Source organism: Bacillus paramycoides, assembly GCF_001884235.1.
GTDB classification, from domain to species: Bacteria; Bacillota; Bacilli; order Bacillales; family Bacillaceae_G; genus Bacillus_A; species Bacillus_A paramycoides.
In genome coordinates, this window is the sequence record NZ_MAOI01000123.1 from 188,254 (window position 1) to 208,195 (window position 19,942).

Here is a 19,942-nt window from a genome sequence, read left to right on the forward strand (position 1 = left end):
ATGCCTGTTCCTCAAAATTATAAAAAACCAGGAAGAGTTTCAGCAAAATCACTCGTTTTAAATCAACTACAAGATTGGATTATTGAAGGTGTTTTACAACCTGATGAAAAAATTAATGATGTGGAATTGGCTGAAGCTTTAGGAGTAAGCAGAACACCTGTAAGAGAAGCACTTCAAATATTAGAGCTTTCTGGATTAGTGGAAATGGTACCTGGGCAAAAAACGAAAATCGCTCCTATTAAGTTAGACGATGTATCTATCATTTATGAAACGATGGCTGGTCTTCACTCTATTATAGGAAAGCAAGCACTTCAACGAATTACAGAAACTGATATACAACAACTTTCATTTATAAATGCTGATTTTCAACAATCTATAAATGAAAAAAATTCGAAACGAGCTTTAGAACTAGATATTCAATTTCACAATACAATTACTTCTATTGCTAAAAATCCATATATTGAACCTTTTCTAGAAAATACGCAACTTCACGTTTTACGCCTTGAATATTTGTTTTTCCAAAACTTTGTTCCTGCAAGTCAATCTATTGAAGAACATCACTCTATAATTCAAGCACTACAAAAGCAGGACGAAAAACAAATGGAACAAATGATGTCTCAAAACTGGCTCCGTCCAATGAAAGAAATCCAAAAAATGATTTCTACGAAATAATAATAGAGCTGATTACACAAAATCGTAACCAGCTCATCTTTTACTAATCTATTTAGCTATGCCTGAATATCTGCATAATCTTCCATATCTTCGTACTCTTTTTCCAATTCCTCTAAAGAAAGCTCGTATAATTGCCGATCACGAACTTTAAACACCCCTGCTCCAATTAACTCATCAATTAAGTGCCTCTTACGATTTTCAACAGCAAAACGGAGTTGACTACTCATCTTTTAAAAAACTCCTTTCTACGATCATTGAAAATGATAATCTTTATCAATTACCACTTCTGATTATAAAAGATGATTCTTTATAAGTAAAGTAATCTTATGAAATATTTACCTTACAAAGTATTTGTGGCCACATTATATATATGTATGTCGTGCGAAAAATGTTATGACACTTTTTCTTATCCTTTTTCTTTCATACTTTGCAAGTTGTCTCACTATGATTAAATTCACCGTCTATCTCTACTTGAATGGTGACATGTTCTACATGAAACCTCTCCTTTAATACATCCGTAGCCTCTTTTAATACACTTTGCGTTTCATTACCTTTAATAATCAGGTGGCAAGTTAGTACTTGAAAGTCCGATGTGACAGACCATATGTGCAAATCATGAACTTCTTTTACAATTGCAATCGTTAATAATGTATTTTTCACTTCATCAACATCTATGTGCTGCGGTGCACCTTCCATTAATATATGGACTGTATCACGTGTTACACGCCACCCACTAATAATGACTAAAATAGACACAAGCATACTAGCAATCGCGTCTGCAACATTCCATCCGAAAAATTTAATAAGTAACGCAGCAATAATCGCTCCGACTGACCCTAATAGATCACCTAGTACGTGTAAGAAAGCACTTCTTAAATTCAAATTCCCTTTCACATCTCCGCCTCTCATTAATATCCAAGCTGATAAAATATTAATAAGCAGACCAAGTACAGCAATAATGAGCATCCCATTACTAGCAATCTCAACTGGTTCTTTAAAACGACGAATTGCTTCAATAAAAATGTATATAGAAATCACGATAAGAACGACACCGTTACATAATGCCGCTAACATTTCGGCTCGCTTATACCCGTATGTTTTCGCGGTAGTTGCTGTTTTTTCTCCGAGCTTAAACGCAAGTAAACTTAAAGCTAAAGATACCGCATCACTTAACATATGCCCCGCGTCAGATAATAGTGCTAAACTATTTGTTACAAATCCCCCAATAACTTCAGCAATCATAAAGCTTGTCGTTAATAGGAAGGCAATTAGTAACGCCTTTTTATTTTTTGAATGACCGTGATCATGTGAGTGTCCCATACAAATGCTCCTTTAAGTGCAATAACTGTATGTTAGTATGCAACAAGCTCTCTCTCTCTTTATCCCGCATTAACGGGCAGTAAGACTCCCATCTCAAAATTCGGCTGGAGCAAAGAAGTTAGATGGGAGATCAACTGCCCGTAAACGCCCGATTGGTTCAACTAATAATCAGTGGGGGATGTACAAAACCCCCACTGATTAAAGTTTCACTTTATCCCGCTTCCTTCTGTATACACACTTCGCTACTTTTCAAGCAATTCCTTTTTCTCAACTAAAAACAAGACTACTTCTTTTTTATTTTCATATTGTTTACTAATGAAAGAATTTTTAAGGGGGTTATGAAATTGAAACGACTATTTCTCTGTATGGAGCGTGAACTCGTTGTAGTAAAAGAACAATATGGTAACTACGAAACCACATATCACTTACAAAATATGCAACCTACTTGTATTGCAGTTGATCCATTTCAAAAAAACCGTGTATATTGCGGAACATTCGGCCGGGGTTTATGGTTAAGCGATGATGGCGGGGATTCGTGGAGACCAATTGGGGACTCTTATCGTTACTTTGATTTTCCGAATGAAGATGGTATTTTACATTCTTCTATCACTTCCATAACGATAAGCTCTAATGAACAAGTTAACGGATATGGCGTCGTTTATGTCGGCACAGAACCGAGCGCTTTATTCCGTTCTGAAAATGGCGGTGAAACTTGGACTGAACTAAAAAATATGAAATCATTATTATCTTCTTATACGTGGGCTTTCCCGCCTAGACCTTTTACCCATCACGTACGCTGGATTACGATTGACCCAAACAATCCAAGCACAATCCACGTTTCAATCGAAGCTGGTGCTGTTATTCAAAGTAATGATAAAGGGCATACATGGACTGATAAAAAATTCGGTGCTCCTATTGATGCTCATCAATTAATTATGCATCCCGAAGCCCCAAATCGCCTATATGCATCATGCGGTGACGGATTTATGAACGGTCCTGATCGCGCTTATCTAGAAAGTTACGACAACGGAAGTAGCTGGATATCATGTAGTGCAGGTCTTGAGCACCATTATTTATACAGCATGGCCATCGATCCAGCTGATTGTGATACGATTCTCGTTTCTGCCGCACCGAGCGCTGATCTTGCTCATCACCGTATTCCTTATGAATCTTATATTTATCGTAAAACGAAAGATACTCCCTTCCAACAAGTACAGCAAGGACTACCATCTGCAATTGGCACAGTCATTTCGATGTTTGCTACAAACCAAGCAGAACCACATACGTTTTACACTTTAAATAATAATGGCGTGTTTCAATCCAATGATAGCGGCGAATCGTGGGAACAACTAAACATTCCGTGGAAGGATGAGTATAAAACGCAGCATCCACATGCATTGCTCGTTACTAGTTCTTAACGAAAAGAGACTGCCTATTTGTTTCAGGCAGTCTCTCTATTTATTTCTTTAAATCAATTACAATATCATCTAACACTATATCTTTACTCTTCGCTTCTTTTTTTGGCACTTCAATTTTCTTCTCTTTTCCATTCACATACTCCACTCCACCATGATTTTCAGGTGTATGCACTCGTAAGTTCACATGAGGTGTAACGATAAGCTTTGTTGCATTTTCGTTCAATTTTTGGAATGTGGCACTCCATCGAATATTGTAAGGATCGTTACCACTTCCCCCATTTCCTTCACCAGAATAATCATTACCTAAATCATCCTTAACCTTCAATTCAACATCTACACTATCCCACTCTTTTCTTGCACCCTTAGAAACCTCTTGATTGTAATAAAGAATAAATGAAACCGGCGACATTGCGACCTTTTCCATCTTTACTTTTATACCTTCTTTTTCCGAACTCCCACCAATTGTTCTTTCTTTACTATCCACTGATTTTACCGTTAACGCGAAATTCCAATTTCCTTGTATTGATTTTTTCCTATCTGACATCTCTATTCTCTCTATATTCCATCTAAAGTTTACTTTGTCCTTTTTATTACTATCATGATGTGTCGTTGTTACCATACCCACATACTTTTTTTCAGTAACTTTAGTCATTTTTCCACTTCCTGTACTACCATGAGCGTCCATTATATCCAATCCACCTAATATGATAGGATCATTCCCTAAGTCTTGCTCACTTTCTAGTGAATACGTTATAGATACTGTTCTGCCATCAGAAATTACATCATTAATTGTAACCTTAACCCCATTACTCTCCTTTGTCATATTCAACTCAGTTGAAAACTCTTTATAATTTTCATATAGCCCTGTTCTACCATTATCTAAAAATCGGAATATGTCACCTACTATTGGCAGTCCTCCAGCGTAAGTAGGAAATCCAATACCAAGCGTTGCGACTGATAAGCCTACTAAAACAGAGGCAGCAGCAACACTCTTTTTCCAAGTTTTCATCTTTTTCTTCGTACGTATCGATTGTTTTAAATTACGTTTCACTTTTTCTTTTTCAATTTCAGAAGCCTCAATTTCCTCAAGTTCTTTTTCATCTATATCAATATCATTTAATAGTTCATAAATGTCTTTCATATTGCACTACCTCCAAAACTAAAATTCGTAGCATTTTGTTGTAGTTTCTTTTTCCCTCGATAAATACGGTTATCTACCGCTGATCGAGTTAACCCTAACTTTTCTCCTATTTCTTCCGTCTTTAAACCGAGGAGATATTTCATAATGAACACTTTTTGATCTATAGGCTCTAATTGATTAATGAGTTTTATTAATTCTTCTCTATCTTCCATAACGATTAATTCGTCTTCTGCCGATTTTTCTGTGCTTACATTAAATTCATCTGAAATAATTTCTACTTTTTTATTCGCTTTTCGGTAATAATCAATTGCTTTAAACTTAGCAATCGCCGCAATCCACTTTTTAAAATCATTTGGTTCTCCATGAAATTTATTTGCGTTATTCCAAACAGATAGGAAAATATCATTTATACATTCCTCTATCAGTCCATCATTTTGAATTGGCAGCAGTACTTTATGCGTGATTCCTTTTATTAAAGGTAAATATGTATCAACAACAAATTCTAGCGCATCTTCTTTTTGCCGCTGTAATCTTTTAATAAAATTTTTCTCATTTGATTTCATGTAGCGATTCCCCTTATTTTTTGTAAAAGCTTTTACATCCTATATAACGTTCTGGAAAATTTTTTCTCTCATCTTTTTTATTTTTTGTATGCAATGGAATACTTTTCCTTAGCCATTGTCTCATATAAATGTAAGTTTGAAGGGAATTTTCTCAAGTCTACAAAGTATTTAATGTAGTACAATATTTATGTAGTTACCTTTAAACTTGATGTACATTTTATTCAATTAATTTATTTCCATTTTATAATTTAAATGTAGGAGATGAGATGTATATGTGTGGAATTACAGGTTGGGTAGATTGGAAAGAGGATCTTTCAAATGAACATGTTATTTTAAAAAAGATGGCGAACAGTATTCAGCATCGTGGTCCTGATGCTGAAGGCTTTTGGTTTTCACGTCACGCGTCATTTGCACATCGTCGTTTAATTGTTATCGATCCTAAAGGAGGAACGCAGCCAAAAACATTTCGTGCTGGAGATTATACGTATGCTCTTACCTATAATGGTGAAATTTATAATTTCCGTGAGCTTAGAGAATTACTTCAACAACAAGGTCATACATTTGAAACACACTCAGACACAGAAGTGTTACTACATGCTTATTTAGAATGGAAAGAAGATTGCGTACAACATTTAAATGGAATTTTCGCTTTTGCAATATGGGATGATCAGAAGCAACAATTGTTTTTAGCAAGAGATCATTTAGGGGTAAAACCACTCTTTTATACAGAAAGAAATAACAGCATTATTTTCGGTTCTGAAATAAAAGCGATATTAGCTCACCCATCTGTTCCTGCTGAACTTGATACAGACGGAATAAATGAAATATTTGGATTAGGCTTATTTCGAACTCCAGGATGTGGCGTCTTTAAACATATTCAAGAAGTTCGTGCTGGACATTCTATAACGTTCACACGTGGTAAAAAAGTAGTTAAGAAGTATTGGAATTTAGAAAGTAAGATCCATACAGATTCTATTGAAGACACATCCTCACATATTTTATCTATCTTACAAGATACAGTAAAAAGACAATTAATTGCCGATGTTCCCCTCGTTTGTATGTTATCAGGCGGGTTAGATTCTAGTGGAATTACTGCATTGGCAGGTAAAGAATTTGCAGAGGAACACAAAGCACTTCACACGTATTCAATTGACTTTGTAAACAGTGCTAAAGATTTCGAACTTACATTTGCTCGTACTGGTCTAGATGCTCCTTGGGTAAAACGTGTATCTCAGCACGTAGGGACATCACATCATGATATTATTGTTAATGCAGAAGAACTAGCAAATCACTTATTTGTTCCCCTACATGCGAAAGATTTACCGAGTGCTGGTGAAATGGAAACTTCACTGTATTTACTATTTTGCGAAATGAAAAAAGACGCAACCGTTGCCTTATCTGGCGAATCGGCCGATGAAGTATTCGGGGGGTATCCTTGGTTTCATCAAGAAGAGTTATTATATGTAGATAAGTTTCCATGGTTAACAAACTGGAAAAACACATCTTCTCTATTATTAAATGACGTAACGAATCAATGTAATCCTGAGCATTACATTGACAAACGATTCCACGAAGCTATTTTGGAAGTACCTACCCTTGAAGGAGAAAGTAAAAAAGAAGCGAAACAACGTCAAATGTTTTATTTATTTTTAACAAGATTCCTTCCCTTCTTACTCGACCGTAAAGATCGTATGAGTATGGCTGTTGGCTTTGAAGTTCGTGTACCGTTTTGTGATTACAGACTTGTTGAATATTTATGGAACGTTCCTTTCAACATTAAAAGTATTGATAATATTGAAAAGGGTATTTTGCGTAGAGCATTGAAACCTGCTTTACCAGACGACGTGCGAAATAGAAGAAAGAGTGCTTATCCAACTTCACAAGACCCACACTATTTACAAACAATTCGCAATTTAACACTTGATATGTGCAGCAATAAAAACAATCCTGTTTTCTCACTTATTAACCATTCCAAAATACTTGCAATTGCTAATCAAAGTAATAAAGAGATTAACAATTTTGAAGCAAGAAGTGCTATGGAGTATATGCTCCAAGTGAATGAATGGTTAAAAACATATCACATTCATATTGCTTAATAAAAAGGAGTTCAAGGATAAAAAACCTTGAACTCCTTTTCAGTTCTTAATTTGCACATTGTCTATCTTCAGTATCGATGGACCATCCGATAATAGTGGCACAATCTCTACCTTTCCACTCAAGTACATTTGTTAATACAGGCTCAATCTGTAAGCAATTTCCGTCGTGTAATATTTCTACTAAAGATTGATCATCATCAAACTTTCGTTTATCACATTCTAAAATACCATCCGTCGCCATTACAATGTGGTTCTGGCCTCTTTCTAATCCCCTTACGCCTGATGTAAAGCAAGGTGTATTCGCTGCAAAAACATTTTTTCTTCCTATATATTCATAATTCTTACGCTTATTTAGCCTACCCTTTCCATTTTTCGTTTTCTCAGAATGGAATAAATACGCGAAGCAATCACCAACTGATAACCAATATAAAAACTCGCCTTTTCGCAAACAAATTAAGCATGCGAGCTCCTCATCATCTTGATCGCATTTCTCAATAAATAGCTCATCTGTAAATAAAGCTAATAAGTACATATGTGTATGATGAAAAGCTAAATGTATCGGGTATGAAAATAACTCTTTTAGTTTTTCTTTTCTTTCTGAAATGGCCTCTATTATATAATGTATATTTTTCGTTTTATGGTGTGTATCAAATATCATAACAAATTCAAATTCTAATTTCGGATCCCACCAAGCTAGCACTGCATCTCCTCTTTCATATGCATCACTCTCTTGACTCCCCCCATATATGCCGACTGAAAGAGGACCACATTTTTCAACATGAATTTGATCTACATACATCTTTTCATGACTAATCCATTTAAATGTATTCACAGCTATCATCCTCTCTCTTGCTAAATGTATACCTTTACACATAGATTACCTTATATTTCAGTAAAAATAAACTTTTTCAACATTTATTATGAAAATAAGAGGATTTTAATTCTTAATAAACGAATATATCTTATTATACGACATAAAAATTTGGAGGATTACGCATATGAAAGACATCAATCAACATTGGGAGACAATATACTACCACTTACGATATGAATATGAAGACAATCTTTCTCACCAAGCAATCCGCATTTTACAAATCATTTCTCGTGAGAAAGATATAACAATTGGAAAAGTTGCTTCTGAACTTGGTCTATCTCATAATACAGCGTCCGAACATGTAAAACGTCTTATTCAAAAGGGATTTATCATTAAAGAAAGAAATAAACAAGATGAAAGAGTTGTGAACCTTGCATTAACAAAAACAGGCATCGAAGTATTAGAAAAGCATACTTTACTAGATAAAAAAAAGATACAAATATTAGAGTCACAGCTATCAAAAGAAGAGCAACAATTAATTGATAAAGCTTTTTCGTTATTAGCTAAGGAGGCAAAATATGCATTTCCTCGTTAAGATTATCGTCTCCGCCCTCATTATTGGCGGTGTAACCGAATTTGCTAAATATTATAGTACACTTGGTGGCTTTATCGCAGCCCTTCCTCTTATTAGTTTACTTAGTTTATTTTGGATTTCTTTCGAAGGTGGGAGTAAACAGGAGTTAAGTCAATTCGCTATGGGCGTATTATATGGATTTCCTGCATCAGCATTACTATTATTTATTGTTTATATCGGTTTAAAGAACTCTTTTTCACTTAGTACATCTATACTCTTCGGCATAGGCGCCTGGTGTATCGCCTTTGCTTGTCAAAAATTATTTCAAGCTTAGGGGGAATTAACATTAATAGAATAGTAGAAATACTCGGGCGAAAAATAGAAGTATATATGAGAGGTAATAGTAAACAAACTGTCGTGATTCAAACAGGAATGGGCTGCTCATTTTATGATTGGCTTCCTATTATAGAAAAGCTTTCACAAAAATTTACAGTCATTTCATACCATCGCCCAGGTTATGGAGAAAGTGATCTTGGAAATAATCCACGTACAACTATGCAAGTTGCAAAGGAACTACATATGTTGCTACATGAACTAGCTATTCACGAGCCAATCATTTTAATCGGTCATTCCTACGGGGGTTTATGCGCACAACATTTTGCAATGTTACATGAGGACCAAATAAAAGCGCTTATTTTAGTTGATTCTACCTCCATGAACTTACACCGATTAGATGAGCTTCATTTACCGATTTCTGATCAAACTGATTCTGATGATATTTGGCTTCAAAAATATCATACTTACTCCAAAATGGATGTAGATGCACTTTATACTGAACTAAAACCTACACTCATCAATCAATCAGAACATCATATCGAATTTTCTATATCGCCTTCATTATATAAAGCGACAGCTTCTGAACTGGCGGAGTGGAAAAATTGCGCTCGCTCAATAAAAGAACTATATAAAACATTAGAAATACCATTAACCGTTATCGGCAGAGATCCCCATTATTCTATTACTCAAATGATTGAGGGCGATATGCCAAAAGAAGAAGCTACACAACTTGAAGAGATGTGGCAAGAACTTATACGTGAACAATTAAATCTCTCAATAAACAGCAAATATATTCTTGCCAAACATGCTGGTCACGGTATAGAAAATGATCGACCAGATATTATCATTGAAGCAATTCACCCATTGTAAATAAAAAAAGGAAGCAACTAAAGCTGCTTCCTTACTTATCTATTCATAATCTTCTTCATCATCAACTTCTTCATAATACGAATTCCCATTGCTTACATATATAGGGCCGTTCGCAACATCAATACGCAGTACCCATGCCCATGGCACAGCTAAACGTTTATGTATCGCTCGCCAAAAGTTCATTGATTTTCTTTCATACTCCTGGAACTCCTGAAGTAATCCTTTATAGGAGGAACCGTCTAACTGAATATTTGCTTCTAATAAACGAGAATGGGCATAGTACTGTAACTCAAGTTCAGCAGCAATTTCCATTTCTTCTTCCGTTGCCATACCAATAATTGTTCCATCTGCTGGTGCAATTTCATATACGTTGTGAACTTCAATAAGCCCGTCTTTCTCTTTCTCAAACATGTAAACAGCCTCCTTTAACATATTTTTTATGTTACAAAGTCATACTTCTACAATAACTTCTCTTATTCCTCTTTTTTTGATAAACTTTTACAAATTATTTATCTGATAACCTGTATGCAATATTCTTCCGGCAGAAACTAAACTCTCATTATGAAAAGTTAACTTAAATACATCAGGCATAAGAAGTGTTTTCCAAAAATGAAAATCATATGTAGCATCAAAATAATTCATCAGTAACACCATAATATTCCCATGAGTACCTATTACAATATTCTTCCCCTTATACTTTTCCAATATATTTTGCATACATATTACAGCACGCTTTTGCGCTACATCATTTGATTCTCCGCCTTCATATACAAAAGTCCAATCTTCCCACACTTTCTGAATAGCATCATGAAAATCCTCTACTGGATCTTTACTTAATAACCTTTCCCGTAAATCTTCTTCCAGTTGTATTGATAGTTTGTTTACACTTGCAATTCCTTCAACGGTCTGAATCGCTCTTTTGTATGGACTAGAAATAACAACATCAATCTTCTCATCTTTTAACAAGTTTGTTATGTTCTTTGCATCTAGCCAACCCTTTTCAGATAAGGGACGTTCCCTTTCTTCCTTTGTATATGTAGAGTGAGCGTGCCTAACGAAATATATTGTAGTCATAACATCCAACCCTTTCCCATTAAAATCATTTACTTTCAAATCGCAACCTACTTATATGTAAAACCTTATTAACTTTATTACTCATTATTACAACTACTGGCGCTCCTGCCATTAACGCATCTATTCAATTAATTCGGTTAGATATCGGCTAATTCCTTTGAGTACATTTCTTATAAAACAAACAAAAAGATGCTTTATACAAAGCATCTTTTTATTTATATAATTAAATCATATTATTATAATTTAATTTCTAAATTCTTCACTTGTTATACCATCTCGAATAAAGTAATCTATATTATTTTTTAACTTTCCATAGGTTTCTTCATTTTTTCTTGAGTCAAAGAAAAGGTTTGGAGTTCCTGAGCTTTTCTTAAAATTTTTATTATCTGTAATATAGCCTGAATTACTTATTTTCCCCCTCTATCCCGCTCCGAACATTTCTGATTTCACACTGTATCGTATGGAAAAATTTGATGGATGTGTTTATTAACAACATAACAAAAAAACATGCTGTCATTATGAGAGCATGTTTTGTGATATTCTTCACATTGTTTAGTTAAAAAATAAACCTTTTACTTACCATGATGTAACATTAAATCACTAAGTTCTTCTTCAATGTGATTTAATTTCGCAACGCCTTCTTTCCATTTATGAATATAACGTGAAACTCCAACGAAAAATAAAACAAAAATTGTAGAAAGAATAATACCATACACGATTGCTACAGTACTCATAGTTACACTTCCTTGTAATTAGTTATATTTTTATTATAAACCTTTTTCTTTTAAAATACTTCGATTTCAACTTTTTGTAACAAAATTGATTTTTCTAACAATATAAAAACAGATTTTAATACTAGGAGAAATCTCTTTCAGATCCCTATTAGTATCATTTTTTATCCTACATTAACTTCTAGTAAACGCCAGTTCTGTTTAACTAATAACCAGTGGGGATGCCCCTCCACTGGTTATTAGTTAAACTTTATTTTACACCGACCAAAACAGTTTCTGGTAATGTGCTACCGCCATCAATTACAATATGTGTACCTGTTATGTAACTTGATTCATCAGATGCTAAAAAACCTGCTAACTGACCTACTTCTTCAATTTTTCCTAATCTTCCTAACGGAACACCTGAAGCAATACCATCGATGATATTACTTGGCTTATTGGGATCAGATTCATTTGCAATTTGCTCTGCCATTGGCGTCATAATATAACCTGGACAAATCGCATTTACAGTAATACGATGCTTCGCAACTTCACGCGCCAATGCTTTCGTAAATCCAACAATCGCCGCCTTTGTCGTCGCATATGCTGTTTCACCTTCATCAGCTACTAATGTTCCTGTTACAGAAGACATATTAACAATTTTCCCGTAATTTTTCTCAATCATATATGGCAATACTGCTTTAGAGAAATTCCATACACCATTAATGTTCACTTGGAATTGAAAATCACGCATTTCATCAGACATATCTAGAAAATTAGCAAGCCGGATTACGCCTGCGTTATTGACTAATATATCAATCTTTTCGTACTTCTCATATGCATCTTTCGCTACTTCTTTTACAGCGTCAAAATTAGCCACATCAACTACGTAGCTCACAGCATCTAATCCTTTACTAACAATTTCTTTTGCAGTGTCATGAACTGTCTCTGAAATATCAACAAGTAACACTTTCGCCCCTAGCTCTGCAAACACATGAGCAATTCCAGCTCCATTCCCCATCGCAGCTCCCGTAACAAAAGCAACCTTTCCATCTAATTTCCCCATTTCATAACCCCCTTATAATCGATAGAAAACTTTTACATTTTTATCATACTAAATATTCCCTTACAAATTTAAAACATCTCAATTTGTTAAAAAACGTTCAAAAAAGGAAAATTCTTCACAAAATATACAAAACTTCACCATATGTACTATTACCATATGGGTTATATTATTTAATAGTGTAAAGGGGATGATACAATATGACGACTTGGTTTATTGTACTGTTAGTTGTATTTGGGGCATTTAAAATTATCGTTTCTAGTCTTCCAAACTCCGTTATTGAATCCATCATTAGCCGATATGAAACACATCCGCAAATTGATGAAGAGAATGCTACTATAACGATTAATGGAAATAGTTTAGAAGGCGATAAGAAATCTCAAATTATTAATGATTTTAACGAAGGTTTATTTTTAGATCGCTATTATGCACCACCACAAAATGAGGGCACTCCATTAATTATCAATGCAAAACGTGGCAAAAAAGATTTCATATTTTATATTTATGGTCATGAAGAGCATGTTGACGTTGTAAAACAACATAAAAAGAAAGTGGTTGCTTATAGTTTGCGCTCTAAAAACCTTCAAAATAGTGAAATGTTCGTGTCAGCTGATTTAGCTTAATGCTCTTTTATTAATTTCATTTATATATACTAAAAAGAGGACGTCCCAAAAGATATTTCGGGACAGCCTCCTCTTATTATTTAGGATGCTACAGTTGTCGTTTTTTGTCCAGAAATCGATATCGCTTGTCAAATCGCTGATATATTTAGATCTACGGTCGATATATTCGAATAATCGCTCATATAATTTCGTGTACTATTGTACGAAATAAAGAGGGTATCACCTAATCAAAAATTTCGACTATGGGATACCCTCTTTTAAACTATAACTCTATTTATTTTTCTTCGCTTCAATTTTCACTTGTGCCTCTTCAGCCTTATCTAATGCTTCTGACACTTTTTTCTCTTTTTCTTTTACTTCATCTATACTATCAACAGCTTTAATTACTTTATCGATTCCTTCTTCATCTACCTTTTTTCGTTTCGCTACTCTCTCATTTACTTTCTCTTCAACGTCTTTCGCTTTTTGAAGCATATCTTCTGCATTTGATTTTACGGATTTTTCAAGTGTATCGTCCTTTTTCTTTTGCAATACTTCATTTGCATCGTCTTTCGCTTCTAAATACTTCCCATCTTTTAATGCTGTCGCACCGCGATCCAATAGCTGAGCGACTTCTTTATATGCCTTCGCTTCATTTCCTGATTTCTCTTTTTCCGCTTTTTCAAACCACATAATCGCATCACTATATTTTTCATTTTTCAATGATTGCATACCTGTTTCAATATACGTGTCATAATTGCTACATCCAGTCATTACGACTAACAGAAAAAGCATAACAAAACTTAATTTTTTCATGATGTTTTCTCCTTTTCTTTGCCTGCTCACTTTACTGTAACATACATGAAAAAGAGTTTCAAAAACTAAAATACTAATATGGTCATTTTTATTTTGTTAAAATTTTCTTTTAAGCTGACACATCCACTTTTCTTTTCGCCATATGCTGCTTTACTCCAACTAATACAACTAACAATAATCCTCCGCCTATTGTCATCATAACAATGCTAGTAGGTAACATATCTAATAATAATCCATATACAATCATACCGAGCGGTGCGATTGCAGTAGCAATTGTTTCAAGTAGGCCGAACACACGCCCTAAATAGCTCGGATTTGTCGTCTTTTGCATATGTACTTGCATCGGAATATTTACAATCATAATTGATATACCAGTTAACATCATAAAAGCAATATAGTAAATAAAACTTGCTACTTTCGGAATGGTAACTAACAACGGGAAGACTGTACATAAACTCAAACCCGCAAATAAAAACAGTCCACTATAAATAGAACGAAACGGATTATTCACTTCTTTACGCACTGATAAAACAATCGCACCCATTAACATCCCGACTGCTAACATTCCCTCTACAGTACCGAGTTGCTTTGAAGATAAATGCAATGTTTGGACGATAATGTATGGAAGTGCAACGGTTAGCCCACAAGCAAAAAAGTTTACCCACAGTGCTATTTTCATTAAACCATATATTTCATGCTGTCGTTTTACATATGAAAAACCTTCTTTTATACTCGTCAAGAAATGCTCTTTACTCTCAGCCACTTCTTTTTTATATAAATCAAATACGATAAATAATTGCAAAATAACTGCTAAAAAGAAAGTAATGCTATTTAACAAAAAGAACGACTTAATTGAAAAGAAACCAAATACAACTCCGCCAATAATCGGCCCTAAAATATTTGATAAAGAAGATGCCGTTTGATTTAAAGCACTCGCTTTTTGAATACGCCCTTCATCTACTAAATTAGGAATAGACGAAGTTAATGCTACAGAATAAAAACTTGCACAAATTGATAATAATGCCGCTGAAACATAAATAAACAGAAGTGATGGCCCAAATATAGTAGCAAGAATAAACATAATAAGCATCGTTAAGCTACTTAATAAATCCGTGCCAATGACAAGCCATTTTCGATTAACACGGTCTGCTACAGCACCTGCAATTGGGCCACAGATCATCCTTGGAATCGATCCACAAACGAGCGTAGTTGCAAAACCCATCCCTGATCCTGTTGTCTTTAATACGTATAATCCCATTGCGAACGTATAAATACCCGCTCCTAGCAAAGACGTCATCTTTCCAATCATCATTAAAATAATATTTCTCGTTGCAATCTTCAGTTTTGAATCATTTGGAACTATACTTACATCCCCCATTATGACACTCTCCCCTTAAAAGTTTAATTGTGTTAAACTTATTATATAATCATCTTTCCAATTTTTACAACAAAAAGTTTAATTGTATTTAACTTTTAATCATAAAGGAGCAATTATATGGCTACTCTCGGTGAAAAAATTAAAACGTTACGAAAAGAAAAACAGCTTACTCAAACTGAGCTAGCAGGTTCAGAACTGACAAAAAGTATGTTAAGTCAAATTGAAAATGGAAAAGCTACACCTTCCATGAAAGCATTACAATATATCGCTAATAAACTTGGATGTGAAACGAGTTTTTTACTAGAAGAAGATGATGTAGAAATCACAGAACTCATTCAAAAAATGGATCAACTTATAAAGGCTAATAAATGTGATAAGGTGTATGAAACTTTACTTCCTATCGTTCAAAAGGAACTCCCTCTCACTTTAAATACTGCCCGATTATATAAACAATTTATTACTGGAGCATCTATAATGAAAGATTACAACATTGAATCTTTCGTTGAAAAAGCAACTTCTATTTTTGAAAAATATACTTTATACAGAGACAGTACTGAAACAAAATTAACATTCTCTTATACGTTATTCTCACGTAAAAAGTATGAGGAATGTTTGCAACTTATTGCTCGTATTCGAGATGATTATGAAGCGAACCATTTAGAAATGGATCTTATTATACATATCCGATTGTGCTTAAAAGAAGCCATTATTTTACTCGCATGTGGCAAATATGAGGAATGTGAAAAAATCATATTAGAAGCATTAGCATTTTCAAAAAAACATCAAGTGTATTATAAAACAGATGAATTTTATCGCATATTATCTTATCAAAAAGTCATGACGGCTGATAAAGAACAGTATTTACATTACATTAAGAAATCTGAGCAATTCGCCATTTTTACAGAAGACACTTTATCCGTTGCAATCGTAGATATATTAAAAGCGTATTACTACAACACGATTACTAAAGAATATACAATTGCATTAGAACATGTAGAACAATTTCGAGAAAAACTAAAAGACGAACCGATTTTCCAAGAGGATGGATTGTATTACCTCGAAACCGGAAAAGCTTTGTACGGATTAAAGAAATACGAGGAAGCTCTGGAAGCTTTTCAACGTGCTAAAATACCAGATTATATGATGCATCCACTTGATCAAGCATGGCTTACAACAGCAGGTGCATATCGTGCCCTTTGCTATGTAAAACTTAACGATACGAAAAAAGCTCTTGAAGAAGCAACAGAAGCCGTGCAAAAGATACAACCTTATCCGGATTCCATTTTTTCTTCTTTTATTAAGGAAACATTACAAATAATACAAAAACTTTAAGAATGTCTCGAAATGGTATATTATCCCTCCTTTTTAGCAAAGATAATAATGATGGGAGGAATATAAATGAATATACAACGCGCAAAAGAGCTTTCTGAGTCCTCAGAACAAGCCAATATCAGTTTTCAAGGCATGCCTGTTATGATTCAACACGTGGACGAAAGCAACGAAACCGCCCGCATATATGAAGTAACAAATCCAGAACGCGAATTAACAGTTCCAGTTAATAGCTTAGAGGAAATATAAGCAATGCCACTTCAATTTTCTGAAGTGGCATTTTTTTATTTTGAATTACTTATTAGCCTTCGCAAGCAAAAGATACGACAATATTGAAGACAGCACATACGTGAACCACTTATGTTTCCTGGAACATTGCATATGAACGGAATTCCAATTGAAGCAACCATTGTCGATTATAGTGCTGGTGGTTGCCAAGTACAAACAAACACCCCACTCACAACAGACCAAATTATACAAATCACAGTGCGAAACCGTAATATTCAAAAGTACGAAGCGCGAGTGTGCTGGATTCAAAAAAAGGTCGTAAAATATATGCCGGATTAAAATTTACCGCCTAAAAAGAAAAGAAGCCTCGTGCTTCTTTTCTTTTTATTACGTGCTAAAATACAAACTATGAACTGATTTTAAAGGGGGAAAATGTATGGAGAACACTCCACAAAAAACTAGTCCTTATTATGCAGTTATATTTACTTCTAAACTATCAAATGACACAACAGACTATAGTACCGTTGCCGAAAAAATGGAGGAACTTGCAAAACAGCAACCTGGATTTCTAGGCGTAGAAAGCTCACGTGATTCATCTGGCCTAGGGATTACAATTTCTTATTGGGAATCACTTGAAGCAATTGAAAATTGGAAAACGAACGCCTTACATATAGAAGCGAAAAAAAGAGGGCGTGAGCAATGGTATGAAAACTTTCATCTACGAATTTGCCTTGTGGAGAAAGAATATAAGTTTCAGGGAGAGGTTTTGTGACTATGAAGAAAAAATTAGCTCTCGTTGTTGTTCATGAAATATACGGTGTGAATGACCATATGCAGCATGTTATAGACCACTTCACATCATCTAATACAGATGTATTCTGTCCTAACCTTCTACAACTACAAAATTCATTTCATTATAGTGATGAAGAAAAAGCATATCAGCATTTTATGAATCACATTGGATTTGATGGTGGAAAAAAACAAATTGAAGAACTCGTCACTAGCCTTTCTAGTAATTACACACATATAGGACTTATCGGCTTTAGCATTGGAGCGACAATTTCCTGGCTCTGTAGTAACAATCCGAAAATAGATTTTATCATTGGATGTTACGGTTCCCGTATACGTGACTATGTTCACATTAAACCTATATGTGCTACATTACTTATTTTCCCTGAAAAAGAAGCTAGTTTTTCAGTATCCCCTTTAATTGAAACATTACAACAACAAAATTATCCGTTACTAAAAATAAAACAACTACACGGTGAACATGGCTTTCTAAATCCATACTCTGAAAAATATAACGAGCACTCTACAAAGCAAGTATACAATATAATAGATTCAATTCTTATGAAAACTATCTCGTAAAGAAGTTTCATATGTCACTTACATTACTTTTACTCATATTCATAATAATTCCCTTTATTTCAGCGCTAATCCTCATCTTTATCACCGTAAAAAAAGGGACATTTTTAAAACATCCCTACTTACAATCATTCATCGTATGCGCCTTATTTTTTACAAATTGGATATTGTATTTAACAAATTTTTATACATTACTGCCCGAAAAAGTTAGCCAGTTTCTATTTCTGCCCATTTGGTTCTTTCTTTGCGTTTTAGGCTTTATCGTTTGCATACGCGAATGGAAAAACAATCGTATTTTTTCCATATCTATCGGTTTCCTTTCTTTTATAAGTTTTCTATTTGGATTATTGTTGTTAGTTCTTTCTGGAATGTAACTGTTGTAAAGCGGGTAAAAAACCTCTTTACAACAGTTTTTTACGTTCCATAACTAAAGGAATTATTAAATATAAAGCATAAGCGATAACCATCCAAATGGTAAATGATAAGATTTGCTGTGAGGATAATTGTGAAAGTATGCTAGAAGAATTATACAAGATGTAAGAATCTAACGTTAAACCAATTGCTGTACCACATATACCTAACTTAATAACTGCATATTTCGAAGTGTCTAGTTTTTGATATAGCCACATTACAAAGTATAAAGTTATAGCTGTTCCTAATTCGAGAACCGTCATTTGCAGAAAAAATTTATTTGAGGTGTATTCTAATAAAACTGAAGAACCGAAAATAATGAAGAATGCTAAGGCAGCAAACCAAACCCCAATAGAAAATAAAATAGTGAGCCAAAGTTTATTATTCACTACCATTACCTCCTTTTTGTAGCGCTATAAATTTTCCCAATAGCATGTACAAATCACCGTATACTTTATCGGTAGAAAAAGATGGATTGAATAAGGCTTGCAATGCCAATCCGTCAATTAATGCATTACATAAAATGCTCCACGTTTCAGTTGAAATTTGAGATGTAATTGCACCTCCTACTTTTTTACCTAAAACTCCTTTTAATTCTTGATTTTCATACTGTAACAGTTCACCAATTTTTTCTTTCATCGTATCATTTTGTAGTCCACTAGCTATTAATTGAAAAAACAAATGATGATACATTGAATCTTTCACACATCTACTTTTGGCAGATTGTAAAGCCTTTTCTAACTTTACGCCCTTTCCTATTTGTTCCCACGATGCTTTACAAAACGATTCAGTCACTTCAAGTAATAATTGATCCTTCGTTTTAAAATGATAATATACGGTTCCTTGTGTAACTTGAGCACTCTCTGCGACTGCTTTTAATGTTAATTTTTCCATCCCGTGCTCTGCAATAATTTCTTTTGCTGCTTCTAGCAACTTCTGTTTGTTAATAACATTCGGTTTTGCCACTTATATCACCACCTCGTATATTATGTTTAATTACTTTTTGTCGGACATATTTAATCTATATTTTCTTGGACGTCCGAGGATATTCCTAGATAATGACAGTAAGGATCATTTGGGACAATTCCTTCACCACCTGTAGATATAACTACAAGGAAAGACTGTTTCCCAGTGTTCGCTTTATGCTTCCTACTCACAGGCT

At 34.2% G+C, this 19,942-nt stretch carries 26 protein-coding genes and 2 pseudogenes; 13 read left to right on the top strand and 15 right to left on the bottom strand.

Annotated elements, in window-relative coordinates:
* Positions 1–672, top strand: a complete 672-nt coding sequence (locus BAU28_RS26160) for a GntR family transcriptional regulator (RefSeq protein WP_071721031.1) — start codon at positions 1–3, stop codon at positions 670–672.
* A 56-nt stretch (positions 673–728) separates the two neighbouring features.
* Here BAU28_RS26160 and fbpA read toward each other — a convergent pair whose 3' ends face one another.
* On the bottom strand, positions 729–899 hold the full coding sequence (gene fbpA, locus BAU28_RS26165) for a Fur-regulated basic protein FbpA (protein WP_048373384.1): 171 nt from the start codon (positions 897–899) through the stop codon (positions 729–731).
* A 193-nt stretch (positions 900–1,092) separates the two neighbouring features.
* Positions 1,093–1,992, bottom strand: coding sequence for a cation diffusion facilitator family transporter (locus tag BAU28_RS26170; protein WP_071720801.1), 900 nt, complete (start codon positions 1,990–1,992; stop codon positions 1,093–1,095).
* Between the two features lie 344 nt (positions 1,993–2,336).
* On the opposite strand from BAU28_RS26170, the gene BAU28_RS26175 reads away from it, so the two are divergent.
* On the top strand, positions 2,337–3,410 hold the full coding sequence (locus BAU28_RS26175; protein ID WP_071720803.1) for a WD40/YVTN/BNR-like repeat-containing protein: 1,074 nt from the start codon (positions 2,337–2,339) through the stop codon (positions 3,408–3,410).
* Between the two features lie 40 nt (positions 3,411–3,450).
* On the opposite strand, the gene BAU28_RS26180 is transcribed toward BAU28_RS26175, so the two are convergent.
* Together BAU28_RS26180 and BAU28_RS26185 are read right to left on the bottom strand one after the other, a co-directional pair.
* Positions 3,451–4,551 carry a DUF4179 domain-containing protein gene (locus BAU28_RS26180; RefSeq protein WP_071720805.1) on the bottom strand — a complete coding sequence of 367 codons (1,101 nt, stop codon included), beginning with the start codon at positions 4,549–4,551 and terminating at the stop codon, positions 3,451–3,453.
* Entirely contained in the window at positions 4,548–5,114 is a 567-nt protein-coding gene (locus BAU28_RS26185) for a sigma-70 family RNA polymerase sigma factor (RefSeq protein WP_071720806.1), read from the bottom strand. Before BAU28_RS26185 ends, BAU28_RS26180 begins: the two co-directional genes overlap by 4 nt.
* A gap of 272 nt (positions 5,115–5,386) precedes the next feature.
* Here BAU28_RS26185 and asnB point away from each other — a divergent pair, with 272 nt between their 5' ends.
* Positions 5,387–7,210: an asparagine synthase (glutamine-hydrolyzing) gene (gene asnB, locus BAU28_RS26190; RefSeq protein ID WP_071720809.1), complete on the top strand. Its 1,824-nt coding sequence runs from the start codon at positions 5,387–5,389 to the stop codon at positions 7,208–7,210.
* A 46-nt stretch (positions 7,211–7,256) separates the two neighbouring features.
* Here asnB and BAU28_RS26195 read toward each other — a convergent pair whose 3' ends face one another.
* Complete coding sequence (locus BAU28_RS26195) at positions 7,257–8,084, bottom strand: PP2C family serine/threonine-protein phosphatase (protein WP_071720810.1); 828 nt, start codon at positions 8,082–8,084, stop codon at positions 7,257–7,259.
* Between the two features lie 124 nt (positions 8,085–8,208).
* Between BAU28_RS26195 and BAU28_RS26200 the strand changes: the two genes are divergently transcribed.
* The 3 genes from BAU28_RS26200 to BAU28_RS26210 are packed head-to-tail and all read left to right on the top strand — an operon-like array spanning position 8,209 to position 9,804.
* Positions 8,209–8,619, top strand: coding sequence for a MarR family winged helix-turn-helix transcriptional regulator (locus tag BAU28_RS26200; RefSeq protein WP_002171290.1), 411 nt, complete (start codon positions 8,209–8,211; stop codon positions 8,617–8,619).
* Complete coding sequence (locus BAU28_RS26205; RefSeq protein ID WP_025148993.1) at positions 8,603–8,932, top strand: DUF3147 family protein; 330 nt, start codon at positions 8,603–8,605, stop codon at positions 8,930–8,932. The genes BAU28_RS26200 and BAU28_RS26205 overlap by 17 nt, the downstream gene beginning before the upstream one ends.
* Positions 8,893–9,804: an alpha/beta fold hydrolase gene (locus BAU28_RS26210; RefSeq protein ID WP_071720812.1), complete on the top strand. Its 912-nt coding sequence runs from the start codon at positions 8,893–8,895 to the stop codon at positions 9,802–9,804. Before BAU28_RS26205 ends, BAU28_RS26210 begins: the two co-directional genes overlap by 40 nt.
* A gap of 39 nt (positions 9,805–9,843) precedes the next feature.
* Here BAU28_RS26210 and BAU28_RS26215 read toward each other — a convergent pair whose 3' ends face one another.
* The 5 genes and pseudogenes from BAU28_RS26215 to ucpA all read right to left on the bottom strand — a co-directional run bounded on the left by BAU28_RS26215 (position 9,844) and on the right by ucpA (position 12,654).
* Positions 9,844–10,215, bottom strand: a complete 372-nt coding sequence (locus BAU28_RS26215) for a hypothetical protein (RefSeq protein WP_071720813.1) — start codon at positions 10,213–10,215, stop codon at positions 9,844–9,846.
* A gap of 87 nt (positions 10,216–10,302) precedes the next feature.
* Positions 10,303–10,878, bottom strand: a complete 576-nt coding sequence (locus tag BAU28_RS26220; protein ID WP_071721033.1) for a histidine phosphatase family protein — start codon at positions 10,876–10,878, stop codon at positions 10,303–10,305.
* Positions 10,879–11,202: 324 nt separating this feature from the next.
* A pseudogene (locus BAU28_RS30785) lies at positions 11,203–11,328 on the bottom strand (cupin domain-containing protein); the annotation flags it as partial.
* A 122-nt stretch (positions 11,329–11,450) separates the two neighbouring features.
* Positions 11,451–11,612, bottom strand: a complete 162-nt coding sequence (locus BAU28_RS26225) for a hypothetical protein (protein WP_002171285.1) — start codon at positions 11,610–11,612, stop codon at positions 11,451–11,453.
* Positions 11,613–11,859: 247 nt separating this feature from the next.
* A complete protein-coding gene (gene ucpA / locus BAU28_RS26230) occupies positions 11,860–12,654 on the bottom strand; it encodes an SDR family oxidoreductase UcpA (RefSeq protein ID WP_071720816.1) in 795 nt (264 codons plus the stop codon).
* Positions 12,655–12,851: 197 nt separating this feature from the next.
* On the opposite strand from ucpA, the gene BAU28_RS26235 reads away from it, so the two are divergent.
* Positions 12,852–13,274, top strand: a complete 423-nt coding sequence (locus tag BAU28_RS26235; RefSeq protein ID WP_071720818.1) for a YfmQ family protein — start codon at positions 12,852–12,854, stop codon at positions 13,272–13,274.
* Positions 13,275–13,544: 270 nt separating this feature from the next.
* Here BAU28_RS26235 and BAU28_RS26240 read toward each other — a convergent pair whose 3' ends face one another.
* Both BAU28_RS26240 and BAU28_RS26245 read right to left on the bottom strand, forming a co-directional pair.
* A complete protein-coding gene (locus tag BAU28_RS26240) occupies positions 13,545–14,069 on the bottom strand; it encodes a COG3014 family protein (RefSeq protein ID WP_071720819.1) in 525 nt (174 codons plus the stop codon).
* A 109-nt stretch (positions 14,070–14,178) separates the two neighbouring features.
* Positions 14,179–15,447 carry an MFS transporter gene (locus BAU28_RS26245; RefSeq protein ID WP_071720821.1) on the bottom strand — a complete coding sequence of 423 codons (1,269 nt, stop codon included), beginning with the start codon at positions 15,445–15,447 and terminating at the stop codon, positions 14,179–14,181.
* Positions 15,448–15,564: 117 nt separating this feature from the next.
* On the opposite strand from BAU28_RS26245, the gene BAU28_RS26250 reads away from it, so the two are divergent.
* The 6 genes and pseudogenes from BAU28_RS26250 to BAU28_RS26275 all read left to right on the top strand — a co-directional run bounded on the left by BAU28_RS26250 (position 15,565) and on the right by BAU28_RS26275 (position 18,743).
* Positions 15,565–16,779, top strand: coding sequence for a helix-turn-helix domain-containing protein (locus tag BAU28_RS26250; RefSeq protein WP_071720823.1), 1,215 nt, complete (start codon positions 15,565–15,567; stop codon positions 16,777–16,779).
* A 66-nt stretch (positions 16,780–16,845) separates the two neighbouring features.
* On the top strand, positions 16,846–17,025 hold the full coding sequence (locus tag BAU28_RS26255) for an H-type small acid-soluble spore protein (protein ID WP_048373351.1): 180 nt from the start codon (positions 16,846–16,848) through the stop codon (positions 17,023–17,025).
* Positions 17,026–17,112: 87 nt separating this feature from the next.
* Positions 17,113–17,357: pseudogene (locus tag BAU28_RS31175) on the top strand (PilZ domain-containing protein); the annotation flags it as partial.
* Between the two features lie 83 nt (positions 17,358–17,440).
* The gene (locus BAU28_RS26265) at positions 17,441–17,776 is read left to right on the top strand and encodes an antibiotic biosynthesis monooxygenase family protein (protein WP_071720825.1); all 336 of its coding nucleotides are present in this window, start codon (positions 17,441–17,443) and stop codon (positions 17,774–17,776) included.
* Positions 17,777–17,778: 2 nt separating this feature from the next.
* Positions 17,779–18,372: a dienelactone hydrolase family protein gene (locus BAU28_RS26270; protein ID WP_071720827.1), complete on the top strand. Its 594-nt coding sequence runs from the start codon at positions 17,779–17,781 to the stop codon at positions 18,370–18,372.
* An 11-nt stretch (positions 18,373–18,383) separates the two neighbouring features.
* On the top strand, positions 18,384–18,743 hold the full coding sequence (locus BAU28_RS26275) for a hypothetical protein (RefSeq protein WP_071720829.1): 360 nt from the start codon (positions 18,384–18,386) through the stop codon (positions 18,741–18,743).
* Positions 18,744–18,770: 27 nt separating this feature from the next.
* Here the strand turns inward: BAU28_RS26275 and BAU28_RS26280 are convergent, their stop codons facing one another.
* From BAU28_RS26280 to BAU28_RS30595, 3 genes are read right to left on the bottom strand one after another with little or no spacing between them, the layout of a single operon-like run.
* Positions 18,771–19,169, bottom strand: a complete 399-nt coding sequence (locus BAU28_RS26280; RefSeq protein ID WP_116500488.1) for a DUF5367 family protein — start codon at positions 19,167–19,169, stop codon at positions 18,771–18,773.
* Complete coding sequence (locus BAU28_RS26285) at positions 19,162–19,746, bottom strand: TetR/AcrR family transcriptional regulator (protein WP_071720833.1); 585 nt, start codon at positions 19,744–19,746, stop codon at positions 19,162–19,164. Before BAU28_RS26285 ends, BAU28_RS26280 begins: the two co-directional genes overlap by 8 nt.
* Positions 19,747–19,796: 50 nt before the next feature.
* On the bottom strand, positions 19,797–19,937 hold the full coding sequence (locus BAU28_RS30595; protein ID WP_165615197.1) for a hypothetical protein: 141 nt from the start codon (positions 19,935–19,937) through the stop codon (positions 19,797–19,799).
* Positions 19,938–19,942 lie beyond the last annotated feature (5 nt).

Excerpts from the sequence above, each read along its gene's own strand:
- BAU28_RS26180 (WP_071720805.1), bottom strand. The coding sequence starts at position 4,551 with ATGAAAGACATTTATGAACTATTAAATGATATTGATATAGATGAAAAA.
- BAU28_RS26270 (WP_071720827.1), top strand. The coding sequence starts at position 17,779 with ATGAAGAAAAAATTAGCTCTCGTTGTTGTTCATGAAATATACGGTGTG.
- BAU28_RS26240 (WP_071720819.1), bottom strand. The coding sequence starts at position 14,069 with ATGAAAAAATTAAGTTTTGTTATGCTTTTTCTGTTAGTCGTAATGACT.
- BAU28_RS26265 (WP_071720825.1), top strand. The coding sequence starts at position 17,441 with ATGGAGAACACTCCACAAAAAACTAGTCCTTATTATGCAGTTATATTT.
- BAU28_RS26185 (WP_071720806.1), bottom strand. The coding sequence starts at position 5,114 with ATGAAATCAAATGAGAAAAATTTTATTAAAAGATTACAGCGGCAAAAA.
- BAU28_RS26235 (WP_071720818.1), top strand. The coding sequence starts at position 12,852 with ATGACGACTTGGTTTATTGTACTGTTAGTTGTATTTGGGGCATTTAAA.
- fbpA (WP_048373384.1), bottom strand. The coding sequence starts at position 899 with ATGAGTAGTCAACTCCGTTTTGCTGTTGAAAATCGTAAGAGGCACTTA.
- BAU28_RS26160 (WP_071721031.1), top strand. The coding sequence starts at position 1 with ATGCCTGTTCCTCAAAATTATAAAAAACCAGGAAGAGTTTCAGCAAAA.
- BAU28_RS26170 (WP_071720801.1), bottom strand. The coding sequence starts at position 1,992 with ATGGGACACTCACATGATCACGGTCATTCAAAAAATAAAAAGGCGTTA.
- BAU28_RS26275 (WP_071720829.1), top strand. The coding sequence starts at position 18,384 with ATGTCACTTACATTACTTTTACTCATATTCATAATAATTCCCTTTATT.
- BAU28_RS26250 (WP_071720823.1), top strand. The coding sequence starts at position 15,565 with ATGGCTACTCTCGGTGAAAAAATTAAAACGTTACGAAAAGAAAAACAG.
- BAU28_RS26215 (WP_071720813.1), bottom strand. The coding sequence starts at position 10,215 with ATGTTTGAGAAAGAGAAAGACGGGCTTATTGAAGTTCACAACGTATAT.
- ucpA (WP_071720816.1), bottom strand. The coding sequence starts at position 12,654 with ATGGGGAAATTAGATGGAAAGGTTGCTTTTGTTACGGGAGCTGCGATG.
- BAU28_RS26220 (WP_071721033.1), bottom strand. The coding sequence starts at position 10,878 with ATGACTACAATATATTTCGTTAGGCACGCTCACTCTACATATACAAAG.
- BAU28_RS26225 (WP_002171285.1), bottom strand. The coding sequence starts at position 11,612 with ATGAGTACTGTAGCAATCGTGTATGGTATTATTCTTTCTACAATTTTT.
- BAU28_RS26195 (WP_071720810.1), bottom strand. The coding sequence starts at position 8,084 with ATGTGTAAAGGTATACATTTAGCAAGAGAGAGGATGATAGCTGTGAAT.
- BAU28_RS26255 (WP_048373351.1), top strand. The coding sequence starts at position 16,846 with ATGAATATACAACGCGCAAAAGAGCTTTCTGAGTCCTCAGAACAAGCC.
- BAU28_RS26245 (WP_071720821.1), bottom strand. The coding sequence starts at position 15,447 with ATGGGGGATGTAAGTATAGTTCCAAATGATTCAAAACTGAAGATTGCA.
- BAU28_RS26205 (WP_025148993.1), top strand. The coding sequence starts at position 8,603 with ATGCATTTCCTCGTTAAGATTATCGTCTCCGCCCTCATTATTGGCGGT.
- asnB (WP_071720809.1), top strand. The coding sequence starts at position 5,387 with ATGTGTGGAATTACAGGTTGGGTAGATTGGAAAGAGGATCTTTCAAAT.
- BAU28_RS26200 (WP_002171290.1), top strand. The coding sequence starts at position 8,209 with ATGAAAGACATCAATCAACATTGGGAGACAATATACTACCACTTACGA.